Origin of the sequence: Nocardioides sp. HDW12B (assembly GCF_011299595.1) — a bacterium.
Classification (GTDB): domain Bacteria; phylum Actinomycetota; class Actinomycetes; order Propionibacteriales; family Nocardioidaceae; genus Marmoricola_A.
The window spans coordinates 3421794-3439379 of record NZ_CP049867.1 but is presented as its reverse complement, the minus strand read 5'-3'; the positions used below and the strand labels follow the sequence as shown (position 1 = coordinate 3439379).

Here is a 17586-nt window from a genome sequence, read left to right as displayed (position 1 = left end):
GCGCCCTCGCCCTGACCTAGACTCCGGGGCAACCCCCCGTGCGGCGGTACCTCACTGAACTCCCCCAGGGCCGGAAGGCAGCAAGGGCAGGTGGGCTCTTCCGGGTGCGCGGGGGGCCTTTTCATGCCCTGACGGGGTGCCGGTTTCCCACGGTATGCCGGCGAACTGGCACTCCCCACGCTCCGGACGGCATGGGGAGTGCCAGGTTTCCTGCATACCTTGAGAAACCGGGCCGGGGCCCCGGACGGGCCTGTCGAGATGTCGGGGGGCGCGGCTAGGGTCGGGGCGTGGACCAACCCCTCGCGCTCTACCGCCGCTACCGGCCGGACACGTTCGCGCAGGTGATCGGTCAGGACCACGTGACCGATCCCCTCCGTGCGGCGCTGCGCCACAACCGGGTCAACCACGCCTACCTGTTCTCCGGCCCGCGCGGGTGCGGCAAGACCACCAGCGCGCGCATCCTCGCGCGCACGCTGAACTGCGCCGAGGGGCCGACCGACGAGCCCTGCGGCCGGTGCGACTCCTGCATCGAGCTCGCCACCGGCGGACCCGGGTCGGTCGACGTCATCGAGATCGACGCGGCCTCCCACGGCGGTGTGGACGACGCCCGCGAGCTGCGCGAGCAGGCAACCTTCCAGCCGATGCGCGACCGCTACAAGATCTACATCATCGACGAGGCCCACATGGTCACGACGCAGGGCTTCAACGCCCTGCTCAAGATCGTGGAGGAGCCCCCGGAGCACGTCCGCTTCATCTTCGCCACCACCGAGCCCGAGAAGGTCATCGGCACGGTCCGCTCGCGCACCCACCACTACCCGTTCCGGCTGATCCCGCCGCGGGTGCTGTCGGCGTACCTCAGCGAGCTCTGCGAGCGCGAGGGCGTCACCATCGAGCCGGCCGCGCTGCCGCTGGTCGTGCGGGCGGGCGGCGGCTCGGCGCGCGACACCCTGTCGGTGCTCGACCAGCTCATCGGCGGCGCGAGCGACGACGGCGTCACCTACGCGCTGACCGCGGCCCTGCTGGGCTTCACCCCCGACACCCTGCTCGACGAGGTCGTCGACGCCCTCGCCGGCCAGGACGCCGGCTCGGTGTTCGCCGCCGTCGACAAGGTGGTCGAGGCCGGTCAGGACCCCCGCCGCTTCACCGAGGACCTGCTCCAGCGCTTCCGCGACCTCGTCATCATCACCGCCGTCCCCGACGCCTCCGCCTCCGGGCTCATCGACGTGCCGGAGGACCAGGCCGAGCGCCTGGTCGCCCAGGCCGCCCGGTTCGGCTCCCACGACCTCGCGCGGTACGCCGAGCTCGTCGCTGCCGGTCTCGCCGACCTGAAGAGCACCACCGCTCCGCGGCTGCTCCTCGAGCTGCTCTGCGCGCGGCTGCTGCTGCCCGGGGTGGACGACGGAGCCCTGGGGCTCGCGGCCCGGCTCGACCGGATGGAGAAGCGCCTCTCGATCACCGGGGCGGTCTCCACGGGTCCCGAGGCCGCCCACCCGTCGCCGTCCGCGACCCCGTCCGGCCCGCCCGCCCCGGCTGCCCGGCCGTCCGGCCCGACGATGGCGCCGGTCCAGCCGCCGTCGCAGCAGGTCGGCCCGCCCGCGCGGGTGACCCCGGCCCCGGCGGCCGACGGCGCCGGACCGTCCTCCGAGGCCCACCCGCCCGAGGCGCCCCTCCCCGGGAGGACACCTCCCGGGGACCAGCCCGCCGGCCGGGCGACCCCGCCCTCCGCGCCGCCGCGAGCAGCCCCGCAGGAGGCGGCTCCGCAGGGCTCGGCCCCACAGGACTCGGCCCCACAGGACTCGGCCCCCCAGGACTCGGGCGCGCCGGACGGCCCGCAGGGCGCCTCCGCGCCACCGGCACCCGCACGCCCGGGTGCCGAGCAGCTGCCGACGTCCGCGGGCATGGGGTCCGCCTTCGGCGCGGGGGCCGCTCAGGCGTCTCCCGCACCCCCGGCCACCGACGCAGCGGGAGCCGGAGGGCTCACGCTCACCGACATGCGCCGGCTCTGGCCGGAGGTCGTGGAGGCGGTGAAGGCCAAGCGCCGGGTCACCTGGATCCAGCTCAGCCAGCACGCCCAGGTCATCGGCCTGGACGGCCGGACCCTCACGATCGGCTTCAACAACGCCGGCGCCCGGGAGTCGTTCGTCAAGGGCGGCAGCGACGTGCTCGTCCAGCAGGTGCTCATCGACCTCGTCGGCCAGGAGTGGCACGTCGACGCGATCAACGACCCCGCCGCGCAGCCCGGCGGGGCGCCGGACGTGGTCCGCAGGTCGGCGGTGGCCGCACCGGACGCGCGCGCCGACACCCGGTCCGCCCCGGCGCCCGACGGCGCTCGGGCGGGTGCCCCCTCCGGAGCCGGCGCGCCGGACGCCCTCGCCCCCGGCGCTGACCAGGGAGCGACGTCCGAGGCCCGCGGAGGCCCCGGCGCACGCCCCGGTGGCTCGGGACGCCCCGACTCGACCCGTCCCGGGTGGACCCCCGACCCCGCCCGCGCCCCCGGTGGGGCGCCGGGCGCGAGCGGCGACCAGCCGCCCTGGTCCGACGACGAGCCGCCCCCGCCCGACGACGACGCCCCCCCGACTGCCTCGGCACCCCCTCCCGCGCCGCGCCGCGGCCGCCCCCGGCCGGAGAACTTCGAGGCGGCGGCGGCGGAGCCGAAGGTCGACCCCGCCACCCAGGACGCCGCGGCGGACCGCGACGACCCCACGCTGAGCGCCCAGGACACCGCCACCTTGCTGAGCGAGCGGCTCGGCGCCCAGGTGATCGAGGAGATCCCGCACCGGTGAGCCGGGACCCGGCCACCCCCGCCCGGCGCCCGGAACCAGCAGCCGCACCCACCCGTCCGAACGCGAACCCGCACCCACCGCACCCCCTGGAGAGGCACCCATGACTGAGACCAACCCGTTCGGAGGCGGCTTCGACATGAACGCCCTGCTCGAGCAGGCCCAGGCCATGCAGCAGCAGATGGTCTCCGCGCAGGAGCGCCTCGCCGAGGCCGAGATCGAGGGCACCGTCGCCGACGGTCTCGTCACCGTGACCGTCGACGGGACCGGCGAGATGCGCGGCGTGAAGATCCGCGCGAACTCCTTCGACCCCGGTGACACCGAGGACCTCGAGGACCTGATCATCGCGGCCTACCGCGACGCGCGGTCGAAGGCCGACGCCGCGGCCGCGGAGGCCTTCGGCCCCCTCGCCGGCGGTCTGGGCGGCCTCACCGGCGGTGACGGCGCCGGTCTGCCCGGCCTCGGGGCGCTCGGCGGCGACGCCGTGCCGGGCGAGACCGACCGCGGCCCCGAAGGGTCCGGGGGCAGTCGCTCCCTCGGCTTCTGATGTACGAAGGCATCGTCCAGGACCTCATCGACGAGCTGGGTCGCCTGCCCGGCGTCGGGCCGAAGAGCGCCCAGCGCATCGCCTTCCACCTGCTCCAGGCCGACCCGGTCGACGTCCGTCGGCTCGCCGAGATCCTCGTGCAGGTGAAGGAGAAGGTCCGCTTCTGCGCCGTGTGCGGCAACGTCGCCGAGGAGGAGACCTGCCGCATCTGCCGCGACCCGCGGCGCGACGCGACCCTGCTGTGCGTGGTCGAGGAGCCGAAGGACGTCGTCGCCATCGAGCGCACGCGCGAGTTCCGGGGGCGCTACCACGTCCTGGGGGGAGCGATCTCGCCGATGGACGGCATCGGCCCCGAGCAGCTGCGCACCCGCGAGCTGATGACGCGGCTCGCCGACGGCACCGTCCTCGAGGTCATCCTGGCCACCGACCCCAACCTCGAGGGGGAGGCGACCGCGACGTACCTCACGCGACTTCTGCGCGATCTGGGCTTGCGCGTGACGCGTCTGGCGAGTGGACTGCCTGTAGGTGGAGACCTGGAGTACGCCGACGAGGTGACTCTGGGCCGCGCGTTCGAAGGAAGGAGAGCCGTCCATGGGTGACACCACGATGGTGGCCTCGCGAGAGGCCCAGGAGCCGCTCGACCCCGAGACCCAGGAGCTCGCCCGGGACGTCGCCGGCCAGGTGGACGCCTACCTGGTGGCGCTGCGGGCGCTCGCGCGCGGAGACGCCCCCGACAGCGAGGCGGTGTCCCTGCTGCTGCTCGTCGTCAGCCAGGTGCTGCTGGCCGGTGCCCGCCTCGGGGTGCAGCGCGACTTCTCCCCCCAGGAGGAGTACGAGCCCGACCCCGGCCCGGACCCCGACCTCGACGACCTGCGGCTGCGCCTCGGCGTGCTGCTCGAGGGCGTGGACGCCTACACCGAGCTCTTCGACCCCTACGCGGACCCGCCGGAGACCGTGCAGAGCCTGATCTCAGACGACCTCACCGCCATCGCCGCGGCGCTGGCCCACGGCCTGCGCCACTACCGCGACGGTCGCGTCGCGGAGGCACTGTGGTGGTGGCAGTTCTCCTACGTCGCCAGCTGGGGTGCCGAGGCGAGCGCCGTGCTGCGCGCGGTCCAGTCCGTCATCGCCCACGACCGTCTCGACAGCGACTTCGAGAGCGAGCGCGACGACGTGGCCCTGGCTGCACAGATGCTGGACACGGGCGACCCTGCCCCCTGAGGGTCGCCGGTAGGATTCGCGGCGTCCTGTCCGACCCCGAGATCCTCAAGGAGTTCCGGTGGGCGTTGTCGTGCAGAAGTACGGCGGTTCCTCGGTGGCCGACGCCGAGGGTGTGAAGCGGGTCGCCCAGCGCATCGTCGACGCCAAGCGTGCCGGGCACCAGGTCGTGGTCGTCGTCTCCGCCATGGGCGACACCACCGACGAGCTGCTCGACCTCGCCGAGAAGGTCTCGCCGATCCCGTCGCCGCGCGAGCTCGACATGCTGCTGACCGCCGGGGAGCGCATCTCGATGGCGCTGCTGGCGATGGCGGTGGGCAACCTCGGCCACGAGGCGCGCTCGTTCACCGGCAGCCAGGCCGGCGTCATCACCGACGGCCGCCACGGCCGCGCGAAGATCATCGACGTCACCCCCGGCCGCATCGAGGCGGCGCTGGGCGAGGGCGCCATCGCGATCGTGGCCGGCTTCCAGGGCGTCAGCCAGGACAGCAAGGACATCACCACGCTGGGCCGCGGCGGCTCCGACACCACCGCGGTGGCCCTGGCCGCGGCCCTGCGCGCCGACGTGTGCGAGATCTACACCGACGTCGACGGTGTCTTCACCGCCGACCCGCGCATCGTGCCCACGGCGCAGCGCCGCGACCGCATCTCCTACGAGGAGATGCTCGAGATGGCCGCCTGCGGGGCGAAGATCCTGCACCTGCGCTGCGTGGAGTACGCCCGGCGCTACTCCATCCCCATCCACGTCCGCTCGTCGTTCAGCAAGCTCAACGGCACCTGGATCTCCGACATCGAAGAGAGCGCCACCATGGAACAAGCCATCATCGCCGGCGTCGCGCACGACCGCAGCGAGGCCAAGATCACCGTCGTCGGGGTCCCCGACAAGGTCGGCGAGGCCGCGCGCATCTTCGAGACCCTCGCCGACGCGCAGATCAACCTCGACATGATCGTGCAGAACGTCTCGGCCGCCGCGACGAACCTGACCGACATCTCCTTCACCCTCCCGCGCACCGACGGCACCACCGCGATGTCAGCGCTCGCGCGCATCAAGGAGGCGGTCGGCTACGACTCCCTGCTCTACGACGACCAGATCGGCAAGGTCTCGCTCATCGGGGCCGGCATGCGCTCGCACCCCGGCATCACTGCGAAGTTCTTCTCCGCGCTGGCCTCGGCCGGGGTCAACATCGGCATGATCTCCACCTCCGAGATCCGGATCTCCGTGGTCGTCGACGAGATGCAGGTCAACGACGCGGTGCAGGCCACCCACGCGGCCTTCGACCTCGACTCCGACCAGGTCGAGGCCGTCGTCTACGGCGGGTCCGGCCGATGAGCGCCGTGCCGTCGCCGGGCAGGACGATCAACGTCGGCATCGTCGGCGCCACCGGTCAGGTGGGGGTCGCGATGCGCGACATCCTCCTCGAGCGCGGCTTCCCCGTCGGTGACCTCCGGTTCTTCGCCTCCGCCCGCTCGGCGGGGCGCACCCTGACCTGGGGCGACCGCGAGATCGTGGTGGAGGACGCCGAGACCGCCGACCCGACGGGGCTCGACGTCGCGCTGTTCTCCGCCGGCGCCACCACGTCGCGCGCCCAGGCGCCGCGGTTCGCCGCCGCCGGCGTGGTCGTGGTCGACAACTCCTCGGCCTTCCGCCGCGACCCCGACGTGCCCCTCGTGGTGAGCGAGGTCAACCCGGAGGCGATCGTCGACCTGCCGAAGGGCATCATCGCCAACCCGAACTGCACCACGATGGCGGCCATGCCGGTGCTCAAGCCGCTGCACGACGAGGCCGGGCTGGTGCGTCTGGTGGCCAGCACCTACCAGGCCGTGTCCGGCAGCGGCGTCGCGGGCGTCGAGGAGCTCGCCGGGCAGCTCGCCGCCGTCGCCGACCCGCGCCCGCTGGCCTACGACGGCTCCGCCGTGACGCTGCCCGCCCCCGCGACGTACGTCGCCCCGATCGCCTTCAACGTGCTGCCGATGGCCGGCTCGGTCGTCGACGACGGCTCGTTCGAGACCGACGAGGAGCAGAAGCTCCGCAACGAGTCCCGCAAGATCCTCGGCATCCCCGACCTGCGGGTCTCGGGCACCTGCGTGCGTGTGCCGGTGTTCACGGGGCACTCGTTGTCGATCAACGTCGAGTTCGCCTCGGCGCTGCCCGTCAAGCGTGCCCTGGAGCTCCTGGCCGACGCCCCCGGCGTCGAGGTCACGGACGTGCCGACCCCCCTGGCGGCGGCAGGACGCGACCCGTCGTACGTCGGGCGCGTGCGCCAGGACCAGGGCGTCGAGGGCGAGCGCGGTCTGGTGCTGTTCGTCAGCAACGACAACCTGCGCAAGGGCGCGGCGCTCAACACCGTGCAGATCGCCGAGCTGGTCGCCGCCTCGCTGCGCTGAGGCGCGGACGCGTCGGGCGACGCGTCAGCGGTCGGCCATCACGTCCTCGCCGAGCTGGGTGGTGACCCAGCGGGCAAGGGCGAAGCAGCCCGCGGTCAGGACCGGGATGACCACGATCATCACCACGCTCAGCAGCACGTCGAGCAGCAGCACCAGGATGACGACGGTGAGCATGCCGACGCCCAGGAAGCTCACGCTGCCGGCGTCGGGGACGCCGAAGAGCCGCAGCATCGCGGCCCCGCCGAGCACCATCGCGACCAGGATCGCCACGAGCACCAGCAGCCCCGGGCCACCGCACGAGTCGGTGCCGGTGACGAGCTCGCAGCCCTTGAGGCCCAGGAACGTCAGGACGACACCGAGCAGGCCGACGACCGCGCCGACGACGAGGGCCGCCACGGCCACGCCGAGGTCGGGGAGGTCCGGCATGCGGCGCCCGGTCGACTCCTCGGACGCGTCGGTCCCGTCCGGACCGGGCCCGACCTGCGGGTCGGGGTGGGAGGTCGCGGCAGCCGGCGCCGGGCCGGGTCGGGTGTCGGTGGCGCGGACACCGGTCGCGCCGGCGCTCGCAGCCGGCATCGCGCGGGTGTCGTCAGCCGTGCCAGGCCGAGCGGGCTGGGCGGGCTCGACCGGCTGGACCGGCTCGGTGCGCTGAGCGGGCTGCGCCGGTCGGGAGGTCGGTGCCGGCTCAGCGGCCGGTGACGGGGGCGTCGTACGCGCGGCGGGGGTCGGCTCGACGGGCCGCGTCGGCTCGGCAGGCGACGGCTCGGGCGCCGTGCGCGCGGCGGGCTCGGCAGGCGTGACGGGCTCGGTCGCCGGGGCCGGTGCGGGCGTCGGGGACGCCGCTGCCGGCTCGGCCGGAGGTGCCGGAGGGGTCGATCCCTCCGTGGGTGCCGGCTCATCGGTCACCTCGGAGCGTCGCTTCTTCTTGCGGTCGAAGAGCGAGGGCAGCTCCAGCGACGGCCCGGGGGAGTCCTTCTCAGCCATGGGTCGCAGTCTGCCACGCACGGGCACCCGGGGCAGGAAGGTTCGCCACAGCCCCTGACGGGACCCTCACGCCTCCCACACCCCGGGTGAGCGCCTGCGGTGTCACTTCTCGAGGAACTCCAGCAACGCCTGGTTGAACTCGCCCGCGTGGCTGACGTTGAAGCCGTGCGGGCCGCCCTCGACCACGACCGTCGTGGCGCCGGAGATCGCCTCGGCGGTGCGGCGCCCGGACACCTCGAAGGGGACGATGGCGTCGGAGTCGCCGTGGATGACCAGCGTGGGCACCGAGACGCGCGACAGGTCGTTGCGGAAGTCGGTGCGGCCGAAGGCGTCGATGCAGGCCAGCACGGCCTCGTCGCGCGCCGGCGTCGTCAGCTGCAGGGCCTCCTGGCGCTGCACCTCGGTGACCTTGAGGTCGCCGTCGGCGGAGAAGAAGTCGCGGGTGAAGCCGTCGAGGAAGCCGAAGCGGTCCTCGCGCACCCCGTCCTTCATCTCCTCGACGTCGCCGTCCTCGAGACCGCCGTCGGGGTTGTCGCCGGACTTGAGCAGGTAGGGAGGCACCGCGCCGGCGAACACGACCGAGCGCAGGCGCTCGTCGCCGTGGGCGCCGACGTAGCGGGCGATCTCGCCGCCGCCCATCGAGAACCCGACGAGCGTGACGTCGCTCAGGTCCAGCTCGTCGAGCAGAGCCTGGGTGTCTCCGGCGAGCGTGTCGTAGTCGTAGCCATCCTCGGGCTTGTCGGACTCCCCGAAGCCGCGGCGGTCGTAGGTCAGCACGCGGTAGCCGGCGTCGGTCAGGGCCGGCACCTGCTCGGACCAGGAGGCGCCGCTGAGGGGCCAGCCGTGGATGAGCACGACCGGGCGGCCGTCGCCGCCGCTGTCGGTGTAGCTGAGGGTGACGTCTCCGGAGTCGATCGTGGGCACGTGGGGGTCCTCTCGTCGTGGTCTGGCGTGACCGCCCGCCGAGGGAGCGGTACCCGGGCGGGGGCGGACCAACCGCCAACAGGGCGTGCCTTCTCACCGGCTGACAACCCGGACGAGCAGAACCCCTGGGCCGCGGTCGCGGACCCAGGGGTTCATGATCTCGGGAAGGAGATCTCCGGTCGGGCTGACAGGATTTGAACCTGCGGCCTCCTCGTCCCGAACGAGGCGCGCTACCAAGCTGCGCCACAGCCCGTGGAGCGAGTCGGAGTCTATCCGAGCCCCCCGGTCGCACCGAAATCGGGTCAGCCGCGAGCGGTCAGGGTGAGCAGCGTGGACTCGGGGCGACAGGCGATCCGGGCCACGGCGTACGGCGAGGTGCCGGCTCCCGCGGAGACGTGGAGCCAGGAGCTGCCGGGGTCGCCCGGACGGGAGTCCGCCGGGTGCCGGTGCAGTCCCCGCGCCCGCTGCCGGTCGAGGTCGCAGTTGGTCACCAGCGCCCCGAAGCCGGGCACCCGCAGCTGGCCGCCGTGGGTGTGACCGGCGAGGATCGCGTCGTACCCGTCGCGGGCGAGCTGGTCGAGCACCCGCAGGTACGGCGCGTGCGCGACGCCGAGCCGGAGGTCGGCGTCCGGGTCGGCGGGCCCGGCGACCGCGGCGAGGTCGTCGTAGCCGAGGTGGGGGTCGTCGAGGCCGGCGAACGCGATCCGCACCCCCCGGACGGTCAGGGTGTCGCAGCGGTTCGTCAGCGACACCCAGCCGCGGCCCTCCATGGCGTCGGTCATGGCCCGCCAGGGCAGGATCCGCGAGCTGACGTGGCGCTTGCCGTTGTCCGGGAGCAGGTAGGCGACCGGGTTGCGCAGGGTGGGCTCGAAGTAGTCGTTGGAGCCGAGCACGAAGACGCCGGGCACGTCGAGCAGCGACCCCCACGCCTCGAAGAGCGGGTCCACGGCGTCGCGGTGCGCGAGGCTGTCTCCGGTGTTGACCACCAGGTCGGGGCCCCAGGAGGCGAGGGAGGCGATCCACGCGCGCTTGCGGTGCTGGTACGGGGCCAGGTGGAGGTCGCTGAAGTGCAGCACCTTCAGGTCCGGGGTCCCGGGCGGCAGCACCGGGAGCGTCGCCGTCCGTTGCACGAACCAGCGCGCCTCGGTCCAGCCGTACGCCGCTGCGGTGGCGCCGAGCGTGACGCCCACGGCGGCCGCCTGGGCCAGTCGCAGCCCGGGCCCGGCCAGGGAGCGGACGAGCCGCGTCGCCTCGCCGGACGTCGGGGCGGACACGGTCGGGGCGGCCGAGATCATGGGCGCCAGCCTGTCACACGGCGCGCCGTGTCCGCGGGGGAGCGGTCGGGGTGAAAGCCGTTGACCACGGACGCGACAATGGGCTCATGAGCCAGCTCAAGGACCGCCTGCGCACCGACCTGACCACGGCCATCAAGGCCCGCGACGAGGTGACCTCCTCGACGCTGCGGATGGTGCTGACCGCCGTCACCAACGCCGAGGTCGCCGGCAAGGAGGCCCGCGAGCTCTCCGACGACGACGTCATCAGCGTCCTCACCAGCGAGGCCAAGAAGCGCCGTGAGGCGGCCGAGGCGTTCGCCGACGCCGGGCGGGCCGAGAGCGCCGCGAAGGAGCGGGCGGAGGCCGAGGTGCTCGCGCGCTACCTGCCCGAGCCCCTGGGGGAGGCCGAGGTCGCGGACATCGTCACCCGGGCGATCGAGCAGACGGGGGCCGCCGGCGAGGGCATGCGGGCCATGGGCAAGGTCATGGGCGTGGTGCAGCCGCAGGTGCGCGGCCGCGCCGACGGTGGTGCGGTGGCCGCGGAGGTACGCCGGCAGCTCGCCTGAGCCCGTCGCGGGCCCCCGAGGGTGTCGCGCCGGGCCACCCGGGCGTGGTCTCCCGGCGGGGCACCGGCCGGTCGCGAGGTGGGACGTCAGCCGCGACCGCGGCCGTTGCCCCGGCCGTTGTTGCCGCCGTTGCCACCGCCGTTGCCGCCACCGTTGCCGGCGTTGTCGCCGCCACGGCCTCCGCCGCCCCCGGAGGGCTCCGGGTCGGGAGCCGGCGCCGGACCGGCCGACGGGTAGATCGTCACGGTGGACCCGCTGGGGAACGACGTGCCGCCCGACGGGCTGGTGTAGGCGACGGTCCCGTAGCTGTAGCCGGAGTAGACCGAGGACCCGATGACCGTCTGGAAGCCCGCGTTGCGCAGCTGCTCGGAGGCCGCCGAGGTCGACAGCCCCCCGACGCTCGGGATCGTGACGCTCTGGCCCTCCACCTCGGTGGGGTCGGGGGCGACGAAGTCGACGTTGGGCAGGACGTCGTCGACGACCTGCATGGCGCCGGCCCAGATGGGGCCGGCGTACGTCGACCCGAACGCCTCCGAGATGTAGGCACCACCCACGGTCTGGCCGTTGAGGGTGATCCAGTGCCCCAGCGAGTTGGCGCCGGCCAGCATGGCGACGGTGGCCAGGTTCGGGGTGTAGCCGGCGTACCAGACGGCCTTGTTGCCGTCGATGGTGCCGGTCTTCCCCGCGGAGGCCTGGCTCAGGCCCAGGCCGTTGTCGTAGCCGAAGCCGCCGGGCTCCTGCACGCCGCGCAGCACGTCGTTGACGGCGTCCGCGGTGGCGGCCGGCATGACCTGCTTGCACCGGTCGGGGTAGTCGGCGAGGACCTTGCCGCTGGCCGCCAGGATGCGGTTGACGGGGCGGGGCTCGCAGAAGACGCCGCGCCCGGCGAAGGTCGCGTAGGCGCCGGCCATGGTGAGCGGGTCGGTGTTCGTGACGCCGAGGGTGAAGGGACCGACGATGTCGGTGTCCGGGACGCTGACGCCCATCTCGCGGGCCAGGGTGACCGGCTCGCACAGCCCGGTGCGGGCCTCGAGCTCGGCGAAGAAGGTGTTGACCGACTGCTGGGTGCCCTCGTAGAGGTCGAAGGTGCCCGAGCCCGTCGAGTTGCCGACCGTCCAGGCGTCGCCGCCTGCGAGGGTGCCGTCACAGGTGCGCAGACGCTCGCCGGGGATGACCTTGGTCGGCGGCGAGGCGATCTGCGTCGACAGCGGGATGCCCTGGTTGATGGCCGCGGCGAGCGTGAAGGCCTTGAAGGTGGACCCGGCCTGGAAGCCGTTGGCGTCGCCGTACTTCGCCGGCACGACGTAGTTGAGGTAGGTCTGCCCTCGCGCCTTGTTCGCCCCCATCGGGCGCGACTGCGACAGCGCGCGCACCTCGCCGGAGCCGGGGACCACCATGGCGAGGCCGCCGATGGCCTGGTCGGTCGGGTTGACCCGGTTGCGCACCGAAGCGTCGGAGGCGCGCTGCATGCGGGGGTCGAGCGTCGTCTCGATGGTCAGGCCCCCGCCACGCAGCAGGTCGCGGCGCTGCTCGACGCTCCGTCCGAGGGCGGGGTCGGCCAGGAGGTACTGGTAGAGGTAGTCGCAGAAGAACTCGCCGTTGACCCCGACGCAGCCGTTCTGGGCGGCGGTGACGTCGAGGTCGATCGGAGCGCGTGCCGCGCGTCGCGCCTCGGACCGTGAGACGACGTTGAGCTGCGCCATCCGGTTGAGCACGACGTTGCGTCGCCCCCGCGCCTCGTCGGCGTTGTTGGTCGGGTCGAACTTGCTCGGGTTCTGCACGATCCCGGCCAGCAGGGCGGCCTCGCCGAGGGTGAGGCGGCTGGCGGGCTTGCTGAAGTAGTGGCGTGACGCGGCCTCGACGCCGTAGGCGCCGTCACCGAAGTAGGAGACGTTGAGGTAGCGCTCGAGGATCCAGTCCTTGCTGAAGTTCTGCTCGAAGGCGATGGCGTACTTCAGCTCGCGGATCTTGCGCTCGTAGGTGTCGTCCTGCGCGGCCGCGATCTCCTTCTTGGAGTCGGCCTGGTTGATCAGCGTCTGCTTCACCATCTGCTGGGTGATGGACGAGCCGCCCTGCACGACGTCGGAGCTGGCCTGGTTGGTGATGAAGGCGCGCAGCGTGCCCTTCATGTCCAGCGCCCCGTGCTGGTAGAAGCGGTAGTCCTCGATCGCGACGATCGACTTGCGCATGATCAGCGAGACCTTGTCCAGCGTGACGTTGACCCGGTTCTGGTCGTACCAGGTGGCCAGCAGGCTGCCGTCGGCCGCCAGCACGCGCGTGCGCTGGGCCAGCGGCTCGGTCGTCAGCTCCTCGGGGAGGTCGTCGATGCTGTCCGCGACCGTGCGGGCGCTGAAGCCCATCACCCCGGCGAAGGGGAGGGCGATGCCGGCGACGAGCACCCCCATGAGGGCGGCGACCAGCGCCATGACGCCCAGGTGGGAGAGAGCCGCCGAGGCGGACGGCGAGTCGACGCGTCGGGACATGGCTCCCAGGGTACGGGAGCGACCTACGGGGTAGGTGTCACCGTCCGACTAGTCCATGGGAACTAGGGACCGTCCCGAATTTCGCGCCTCACAAGTCACACCGGTGTCATACGCCACAAACAGGGGGTCAATTCAGGCCCTAGGTCCGCCCCTCGGCCAGAACCCCTAGTCCGTTATGACTACGGGTATTTAGTCGGCATGGGTCTGTCAAGGGCTCTCAGGAATCTTTAACTTGAAGACCTGAGGGAAAGTTCCCTCACCTGTTTGGGAGAGCAGGATTCGTGAAAAGGGATACGCATATGACGTGGAACGACGACTGGGCGTCGCAAGCTCTTTGCAGGGAGACCCGACCGGACGAGCTCTTCGTCCGTGGTGCAGCACAGAACCGAGCCAAGCAGCTGTGTGCCGGCTGCCCCGTCCGCACCGAGTGCCTGGCCGAGGCGTTGGACAACGCCATCGAGTGGGGCGTCTGGGGCGGCATGACCGAGCGCGAGCGCCGTGCGGTGCTGCGCAAGCGTCCCAACGTCACCTCGTGGCGTCGGCTGCTCGAGGCCGCGCAGGCCGACAGCACCCCGGCCCAGAAGGTCGTCAACGCCTGAGCGACGAGGCTCGCCGGCCCGACCGACCCCGGTCGCTCAGCCGGCGAGCAGCTCGCCGATCCTCCGCAGCCCGTCGAGGTCGTGCACGTCGGTCGACAGTGCCGGCACGACCACGGTGGGCACGTGGGGGTGGGCGGCCCGGAAGCGTCTCCGCATCCGCGTCTCGAGCGCCAGCCGCTTCACGCGGTCGGCGTGCAGCCGCAGCAGCCCGGCCGTGAGCGCCGCCGTCGCACTGCCCGACGCACCGTCGCCGTCGGCGACCTGCTGCTCGAGCCGGTCCGCCGCCGTCACGGCCTGCTCGCCGGAGAGCCCGCTGACCCCGGTGGTGGCGCGGTTGACCACCAGTCCGGCCAGCGGCATGTGCTCCGCGTCGAGCCGCTCGACGAAGTAGGCCGCCTCGCGCAGGGCGTCGGCCTCCGGCGCGGCCACCACGAGGAACGCGGTCTCGTCGGTCTGCAGCATCTCGAAGGTCTGCTGGGCCCGGTTGCGGAAGCCGCCGAAGAGCGTGTCGAAGGCCGCCACGAACATCTGCAGGTCGCGCAGCACCTGCGCGCCCACGACCTTGGCCATCGTGTTGGTCACCGCCCCCACCCCGGCGGTCATCAGCCGGGCGGGTCCCTTGGCCGGGGCCAGCAGGAGCCGGATGAAGCGGCCGTCGAGGAAACCCGAGAGGCGCTCGGGCGCGTCGAGGAAGTCCAGCGCCGAGCGGGCCGGCGGGGTGTCGACCACGATCAGGTCCCACCCGGCGGCCTGGTCCTTGCGCAGCTGGCCGAGCTTCTCCATCGCCATGTACTCCTGCGTGCCCGCGAACGAGCTGGACAGCGCGACGTAGAAGGGGTTGGACAGGATCGCCCGCGCCTTCTCCGGGCTGGCCTGCGACTCCACGACCTCGTCGAAGGTCCGCTTCATGTCGAGCATCATGGCGTCGAGCGACCCACCGGCGGCCGGGTCGACCCCCGGGACGGGCCGCGGGGTGTTGTCGAGCCGCTCGATGCCCATCGACTGCGCCAGCCGGCGGGCCGGGTCGATCGTCAGCACGACGACCGTGCGTCCCTGCTCGGCGGCCCGCAGCGCGATCGCGGCCGCCGTGGTGGTCTTGCCGACCCCACCGGAGCCGCAGCAGACGATCACCTGGGTGGCGGGGTCGCCCAGCAGCGCGTCGACGTCGAGCGTCGGGGCCTCGCCCGGGCGGGACGCCAACGGCCCCACCCGCTCGCCGGACTTCCTGCTCATGCCATCCCCTGCTCTCTCAGGTCGGCGGCCAGCTCGTAGAGGCAGCCGAGGTCCATGCCGTCGGCCAGGCGGGGCAGCTCGTAGGCCGGCACCCCGAGCGAGGCGACCCGCTCGCGCTGCCGGTCCTCCAGCTCGCGCCGCTCCGCGTGGTCGCGGGCGTCGTGGAGCAGGCCCGCGACCAGGGCCTCGTCGGCGTCGACCCCGACCGAGCGCAGGTCCGCTCCTACCTGCTCGGCGGTGACCTGCCCGGCCAGCACGGCGTCGCGCTCCTCCGCCTCGAGCTCCTTCGGGCGGGTCAGGTTCACCACCACGCCCCCGACCGGGATGCCGTGGGACCGGAGCTCCTCGATGCCGTCGGCGGTCTCCTGGACCGGCATGTCCTCGAGCACCGTCACCAGGTGCACCGCCGTGCGCCGCGACTTGATGAGCCCCATGACCCGCTCGGTCTGGCCGCGGACGGCACCCACCCGGGCGAGGTCGCCGAACTCGCCGTTGACGTTGAGGAACTGCGAGATCCGGCCGGTGGGCGGGGCGTCGAGCACCACCGCGTCGTACACGCGGGCGTTCTTGTTGCGCGAGTTGCGCTCCACCGCCTCGTAGACCTTGCCGGTGAGCAGCACGTCGCGCAGGCCGGGGGCGATGGTCGTCGCGAAGTCGATGACGCCGAAGCGGTCCAGGGCCCGGCCGGTGCGGTTGCCGAGGCGGTAGTAGAGGTTGAGGTACTCCAGCATCGACGACTCCGCGTCGACGGCCAGGGCGTAGACGTCGCCGCCGTCGTCCGGCCCGCGCGCGACCAGCCGCTCCTCGTAGGGCAGCGGCGGCACGTCGAAGAGCTGGGCGATCCCCTGGCGGCCCTCCACCTCGCACAGCAGCACCTGCTTGCCGCGGGAGGCCAGGGCGAGCGCCAGCGCGGCGGCGACCGTGGTCTTGCCGGTGCCCCCCTTGCCGCTGACGACGTGCAGCTTCACGCGGGGCCAGGCGGGACGCCCGGAGGCGTCCGAGGGTGCGGGATCGGTCGCGTCGTCTGCCACGGGCCAAACCCTAGTGGGGGCTCCCAGCTGTCGTAGGGTGAGCGTCTCGCACGGCTCGTGACAGGGAGGTCTGCAGCCATGGACAAGGTGGTCGGGAGTGCGGCCGAGGCGGTCGCCGACATCGGTGACGGCGCGTCGCTGGCGGTCGGGGGCTTCGGCCTCTGCGGCATCCCCTCGGTGCTCATCGGGGCGGTCCTGGACAGCGGGGCCACGGACCTCGAGGCGGTGTCGAACAACTGCGGGGTCGACGACTGGGGCCTGGGCCGGCTGCTGAAGGAGCGACGGATCCGGCGCATGGTGTCGTCCTACGTCGGCGAGAACAAGGAGTTCGCCCGGCAGTTCCTCTCCGGTGAGCTCGAGGTCGAGCTCACCCCGCAGGGCACCCTCGCGGAGCGGATGCGGGCCGGCGGCTCGGGCATCGCGGCCTTCTTCACCGCGACCGGCGTCGGCACCCAGGTGGCCGAGGGTGGCCTGCCCTGGAGGTACGCCGAGGACGGCTCGGTCGCGCTCGCGTCGCCGGCCAAGGAGGTCCGCACCTTCGAGACCCCCGACGGCCCGCGCGACTACGTCCTCGAGGACGGGATCGCCTGCGACTTCGGACTGGTGCGCGCCTGGAAGGGCGACCGGCACGGCAACCTCGTCTACCGGCGCTCCGCGCGCAACTTCAACCCGCTCGCGGCGATGAGCGGACGCATCACGGTCGCCGAGGTCGAGCACCTCGTCGAGCCCGGCGAGCTGGACCCCGACAGCGTGCACACCCCGGGGGTCTTCGTGCAGCGCGTCGTGGCCCTGACCCCCGAGCAGGCCGAGGACAAGCGCATCGAGAAGCGGACGGTCCGCCCCGCACAGGAAGGTGCCTGAGATGGCCTGGACCCGTGAGCAGATGGCGGCCCGTGCCGCCTCGGAGCTGACCGACGGCTCCTACGTCAACCTCGGGATCGGGCTGCCGACGCTCGTGCCGAGCTTCGTCGACGACGACGTCGAGCTGGTCCTGCAGTCGGAGAACGGCATCCTGGGGGTCGGGGCCTACCCCACCGACGACGAGGTCGACGCCGACCTCGTCAACGCCGGCAAGGAGACGGTCACCGTCCGCCGCGGTGCGTCGTACTTCGACTCGGCGACGAGCTTCGGGATGATCCGCGGCGGCAAGATCGACGCCGCGATCCTCGGGGCGATGCAGGTGTCGGCGGCCGGCGACATCGCCAACTGGATGATCCCCGGGAAGATGGTCAAGGGCATGGGCGGCGCGATGGACCTGGTCCACGGCGCCCGCCGGGTGATCGTGCTCATGGAGCACGTCGCCAAGGACGGCTCTTACAAGATCGTGGACGAGTGCTCGCTGCCCTACACCGGACGCGGGGTGGTGCAGCGCATCATCACCGACCTCGCCGTCGTCGACGTCACCCCCGACGGCCTGGTGCTGGTGGAGACCGCGCCGGGCGTCACGCGCGAGGACGTGGAGCGGGCCACCGAGCCGCCGCTCGGCTGAGGCCCCGCCGGGCACGGTGGGAGACCGGGCACGGCGGGAGACCGGGCGCGGGCGACCTCCGTCGGGGTGAAGC

General features: G+C 72.9%; 16 protein-coding genes, 1 tRNA gene and 1 other RNA gene. 11 read left to right on the top strand and 7 right to left on the bottom strand.

The genetic code is table 11. From position 1 onward, the window contains the following. Positions 1-30 precede the first annotated feature (30 nt). From ffs to G7072_RS16070, 7 genes are all read left to right on the top strand, one after another. Positions 31-121, top strand: an RNA gene (gene ffs, locus G7072_RS16100) — signal recognition particle sRNA small type. A 166-nt stretch (positions 122-287) separates the two neighbouring features. Further along, entirely contained in the window at positions 288-2783 is a 2496-nt protein-coding gene (locus G7072_RS16095; protein WP_166088154.1) for a DNA polymerase III subunit gamma and tau, read from the top strand. 100 nt (positions 2784-2883) lie between these two features. Next, positions 2884-3327 (top strand): YbaB/EbfC family nucleoid-associated protein, encoded by a 444-nt coding sequence (locus G7072_RS16090; RefSeq protein WP_166088152.1) that lies wholly within the window; start codon positions 2884-2886, stop codon positions 3325-3327. Beyond that, entirely contained in the window at positions 3327-3926 is a 600-nt protein-coding gene (gene recR / locus G7072_RS16085) for a recombination mediator RecR (protein ID WP_166088150.1), read from the top strand. The genes G7072_RS16090 and recR overlap by 1 nt, the downstream gene beginning before the upstream one ends. Next, positions 3919-4548: a DUF5063 domain-containing protein gene (locus G7072_RS16080; RefSeq protein ID WP_166088148.1), complete on the top strand. Its 630-nt coding sequence runs from the start codon at positions 3919-3921 to the stop codon at positions 4546-4548. The genes recR and G7072_RS16080 overlap by 8 nt, the downstream gene beginning before the upstream one ends. 58 nt (positions 4549-4606) lie before the next feature. Beyond that, complete coding sequence (locus G7072_RS16075) at positions 4607-5875, top strand: aspartate kinase (protein WP_166088145.1); 1269 nt, start codon at positions 4607-4609, stop codon at positions 5873-5875. Next, positions 5872-6930, top strand: coding sequence for an aspartate-semialdehyde dehydrogenase (locus G7072_RS16070; protein ID WP_166088143.1), 1059 nt, complete (start codon positions 5872-5874; stop codon positions 6928-6930). Before G7072_RS16075 ends, G7072_RS16070 begins: the two co-directional genes overlap by 4 nt. Before the next feature lie 24 nt (positions 6931-6954). Here the strand turns inward: G7072_RS16070 and G7072_RS16065 are convergent, their stop codons facing one another. The 4 genes from G7072_RS16065 to G7072_RS16050 form a co-directional block, all read right to left on the bottom strand. Further along, positions 6955-7914 carry a hypothetical protein gene (locus tag G7072_RS16065; RefSeq protein WP_166088140.1) on the bottom strand — a complete coding sequence of 320 codons (960 nt, stop codon included), beginning with the start codon at positions 7912-7914 and terminating at the stop codon, positions 6955-6957. A gap of 102 nt (positions 7915-8016) precedes the next feature. Further along, entirely contained in the window at positions 8017-8838 is an 822-nt protein-coding gene (locus G7072_RS16060; RefSeq protein WP_206063171.1) for an alpha/beta hydrolase, read from the bottom strand. A gap of 179 nt (positions 8839-9017) precedes the next feature. Next, a tRNA-Pro gene (locus G7072_RS16055) sits at positions 9018-9091 on the bottom strand. Between the two features lie 49 nt (positions 9092-9140). Beyond that, positions 9141-10133, bottom strand: coding sequence for a metallophosphoesterase (locus G7072_RS16050; protein ID WP_166088138.1), 993 nt, complete (start codon positions 10131-10133; stop codon positions 9141-9143). A gap of 86 nt (positions 10134-10219) precedes the next feature. On the opposite strand from G7072_RS16050, the gene G7072_RS16045 reads away from it, so the two are divergent. Beyond that, entirely contained in the window at positions 10220-10678 is a 459-nt protein-coding gene (locus tag G7072_RS16045; RefSeq protein WP_166088136.1) for a GatB/YqeY domain-containing protein, read from the top strand. Between the two features lie 86 nt (positions 10679-10764). Here G7072_RS16045 and G7072_RS16040 read toward each other — a convergent pair whose 3' ends face one another. Beyond that, positions 10765-13161 carry a transglycosylase domain-containing protein gene (locus G7072_RS16040; protein WP_166088134.1) on the bottom strand — a complete coding sequence of 799 codons (2397 nt, stop codon included), beginning with the start codon at positions 13159-13161 and terminating at the stop codon, positions 10765-10767. 299 nt (positions 13162-13460) lie between these two features. On the opposite strand from G7072_RS16040, the gene G7072_RS16035 reads away from it, so the two are divergent. Next, the gene (locus tag G7072_RS16035) at positions 13461-13760 is read left to right on the top strand and encodes a WhiB family transcriptional regulator (protein ID WP_166088132.1); all 300 of its coding nucleotides are present in this window, start codon (positions 13461-13463) and stop codon (positions 13758-13760) included. A 36-nt stretch (positions 13761-13796) separates the two neighbouring features. Here the strand turns inward: G7072_RS16035 and G7072_RS16030 are convergent, their stop codons facing one another. Together G7072_RS16030 and G7072_RS16025 are read right to left on the bottom strand one after the other, a co-directional pair. After that, positions 13797-14993: an ArsA-related P-loop ATPase gene (locus G7072_RS16030; protein WP_166088130.1), complete on the bottom strand. Its 1197-nt coding sequence runs from the start codon at positions 14991-14993 to the stop codon at positions 13797-13799. Next, positions 14990-16024 carry an ArsA-related P-loop ATPase gene (locus G7072_RS16025; RefSeq protein WP_166088128.1) on the bottom strand — a complete coding sequence of 345 codons (1035 nt, stop codon included), beginning with the start codon at positions 16022-16024 and terminating at the stop codon, positions 14990-14992. Before G7072_RS16025 ends, G7072_RS16030 begins: the two co-directional genes overlap by 4 nt. Positions 16025-16102: 78 nt before the next feature. On the opposite strand from G7072_RS16025, the gene G7072_RS16020 reads away from it, so the two are divergent. Both G7072_RS16020 and G7072_RS16015 read left to right on the top strand, forming a co-directional pair. Further along, positions 16103-16885: a CoA transferase subunit A gene (locus G7072_RS16020; protein WP_166088127.1), complete on the top strand. Its 783-nt coding sequence runs from the start codon at positions 16103-16105 to the stop codon at positions 16883-16885. Between the two features lies 1 nt (position 16886). Then, positions 16887-17513, top strand: a complete 627-nt coding sequence (locus G7072_RS16015) for a 3-oxoacid CoA-transferase subunit B (protein WP_166088125.1) — start codon at positions 16887-16889, stop codon at positions 17511-17513. Positions 17514-17586 lie beyond the last annotated feature (73 nt).

Excerpts from the sequence above, each read along its gene's own strand:
- G7072_RS16050 (WP_166088138.1), bottom strand. The coding sequence starts at position 10,133 with ATGATCTCGGCCGCCCCGACCGTGTCCGCCCCGACGTCCGGCGAGGCG.
- G7072_RS16035 (WP_166088132.1), top strand. The coding sequence starts at position 13,461 with ATGACGTGGAACGACGACTGGGCGTCGCAAGCTCTTTGCAGGGAGACC.
- G7072_RS16045 (WP_166088136.1), top strand. The coding sequence starts at position 10,220 with ATGAGCCAGCTCAAGGACCGCCTGCGCACCGACCTGACCACGGCCATC.
- G7072_RS16070 (WP_166088143.1), top strand. The coding sequence starts at position 5,872 with ATGAGCGCCGTGCCGTCGCCGGGCAGGACGATCAACGTCGGCATCGTC.
- G7072_RS16090 (WP_166088152.1), top strand. The coding sequence starts at position 2,884 with ATGACTGAGACCAACCCGTTCGGAGGCGGCTTCGACATGAACGCCCTG.
- G7072_RS16080 (WP_166088148.1), top strand. The coding sequence starts at position 3,919 with ATGGGTGACACCACGATGGTGGCCTCGCGAGAGGCCCAGGAGCCGCTC.
- G7072_RS16030 (WP_166088130.1), bottom strand. The coding sequence starts at position 14,993 with ATGAGCAGGAAGTCCGGCGAGCGGGTGGGGCCGTTGGCGTCCCGCCCG.
- G7072_RS16020 (WP_166088127.1), top strand. The coding sequence starts at position 16,103 with ATGGACAAGGTGGTCGGGAGTGCGGCCGAGGCGGTCGCCGACATCGGT.
- G7072_RS16015 (WP_166088125.1), top strand. The coding sequence starts at position 16,887 with ATGGCCTGGACCCGTGAGCAGATGGCGGCCCGTGCCGCCTCGGAGCTG.
- G7072_RS16065 (WP_166088140.1), bottom strand. The coding sequence starts at position 7,914 with ATGGCTGAGAAGGACTCCCCCGGGCCGTCGCTGGAGCTGCCCTCGCTC.
- G7072_RS16040 (WP_166088134.1), bottom strand. The coding sequence starts at position 13,161 with ATGTCCCGACGCGTCGACTCGCCGTCCGCCTCGGCGGCTCTCTCCCAC.
- recR (WP_166088150.1), top strand. The coding sequence starts at position 3,327 with ATGTACGAAGGCATCGTCCAGGACCTCATCGACGAGCTGGGTCGCCTG.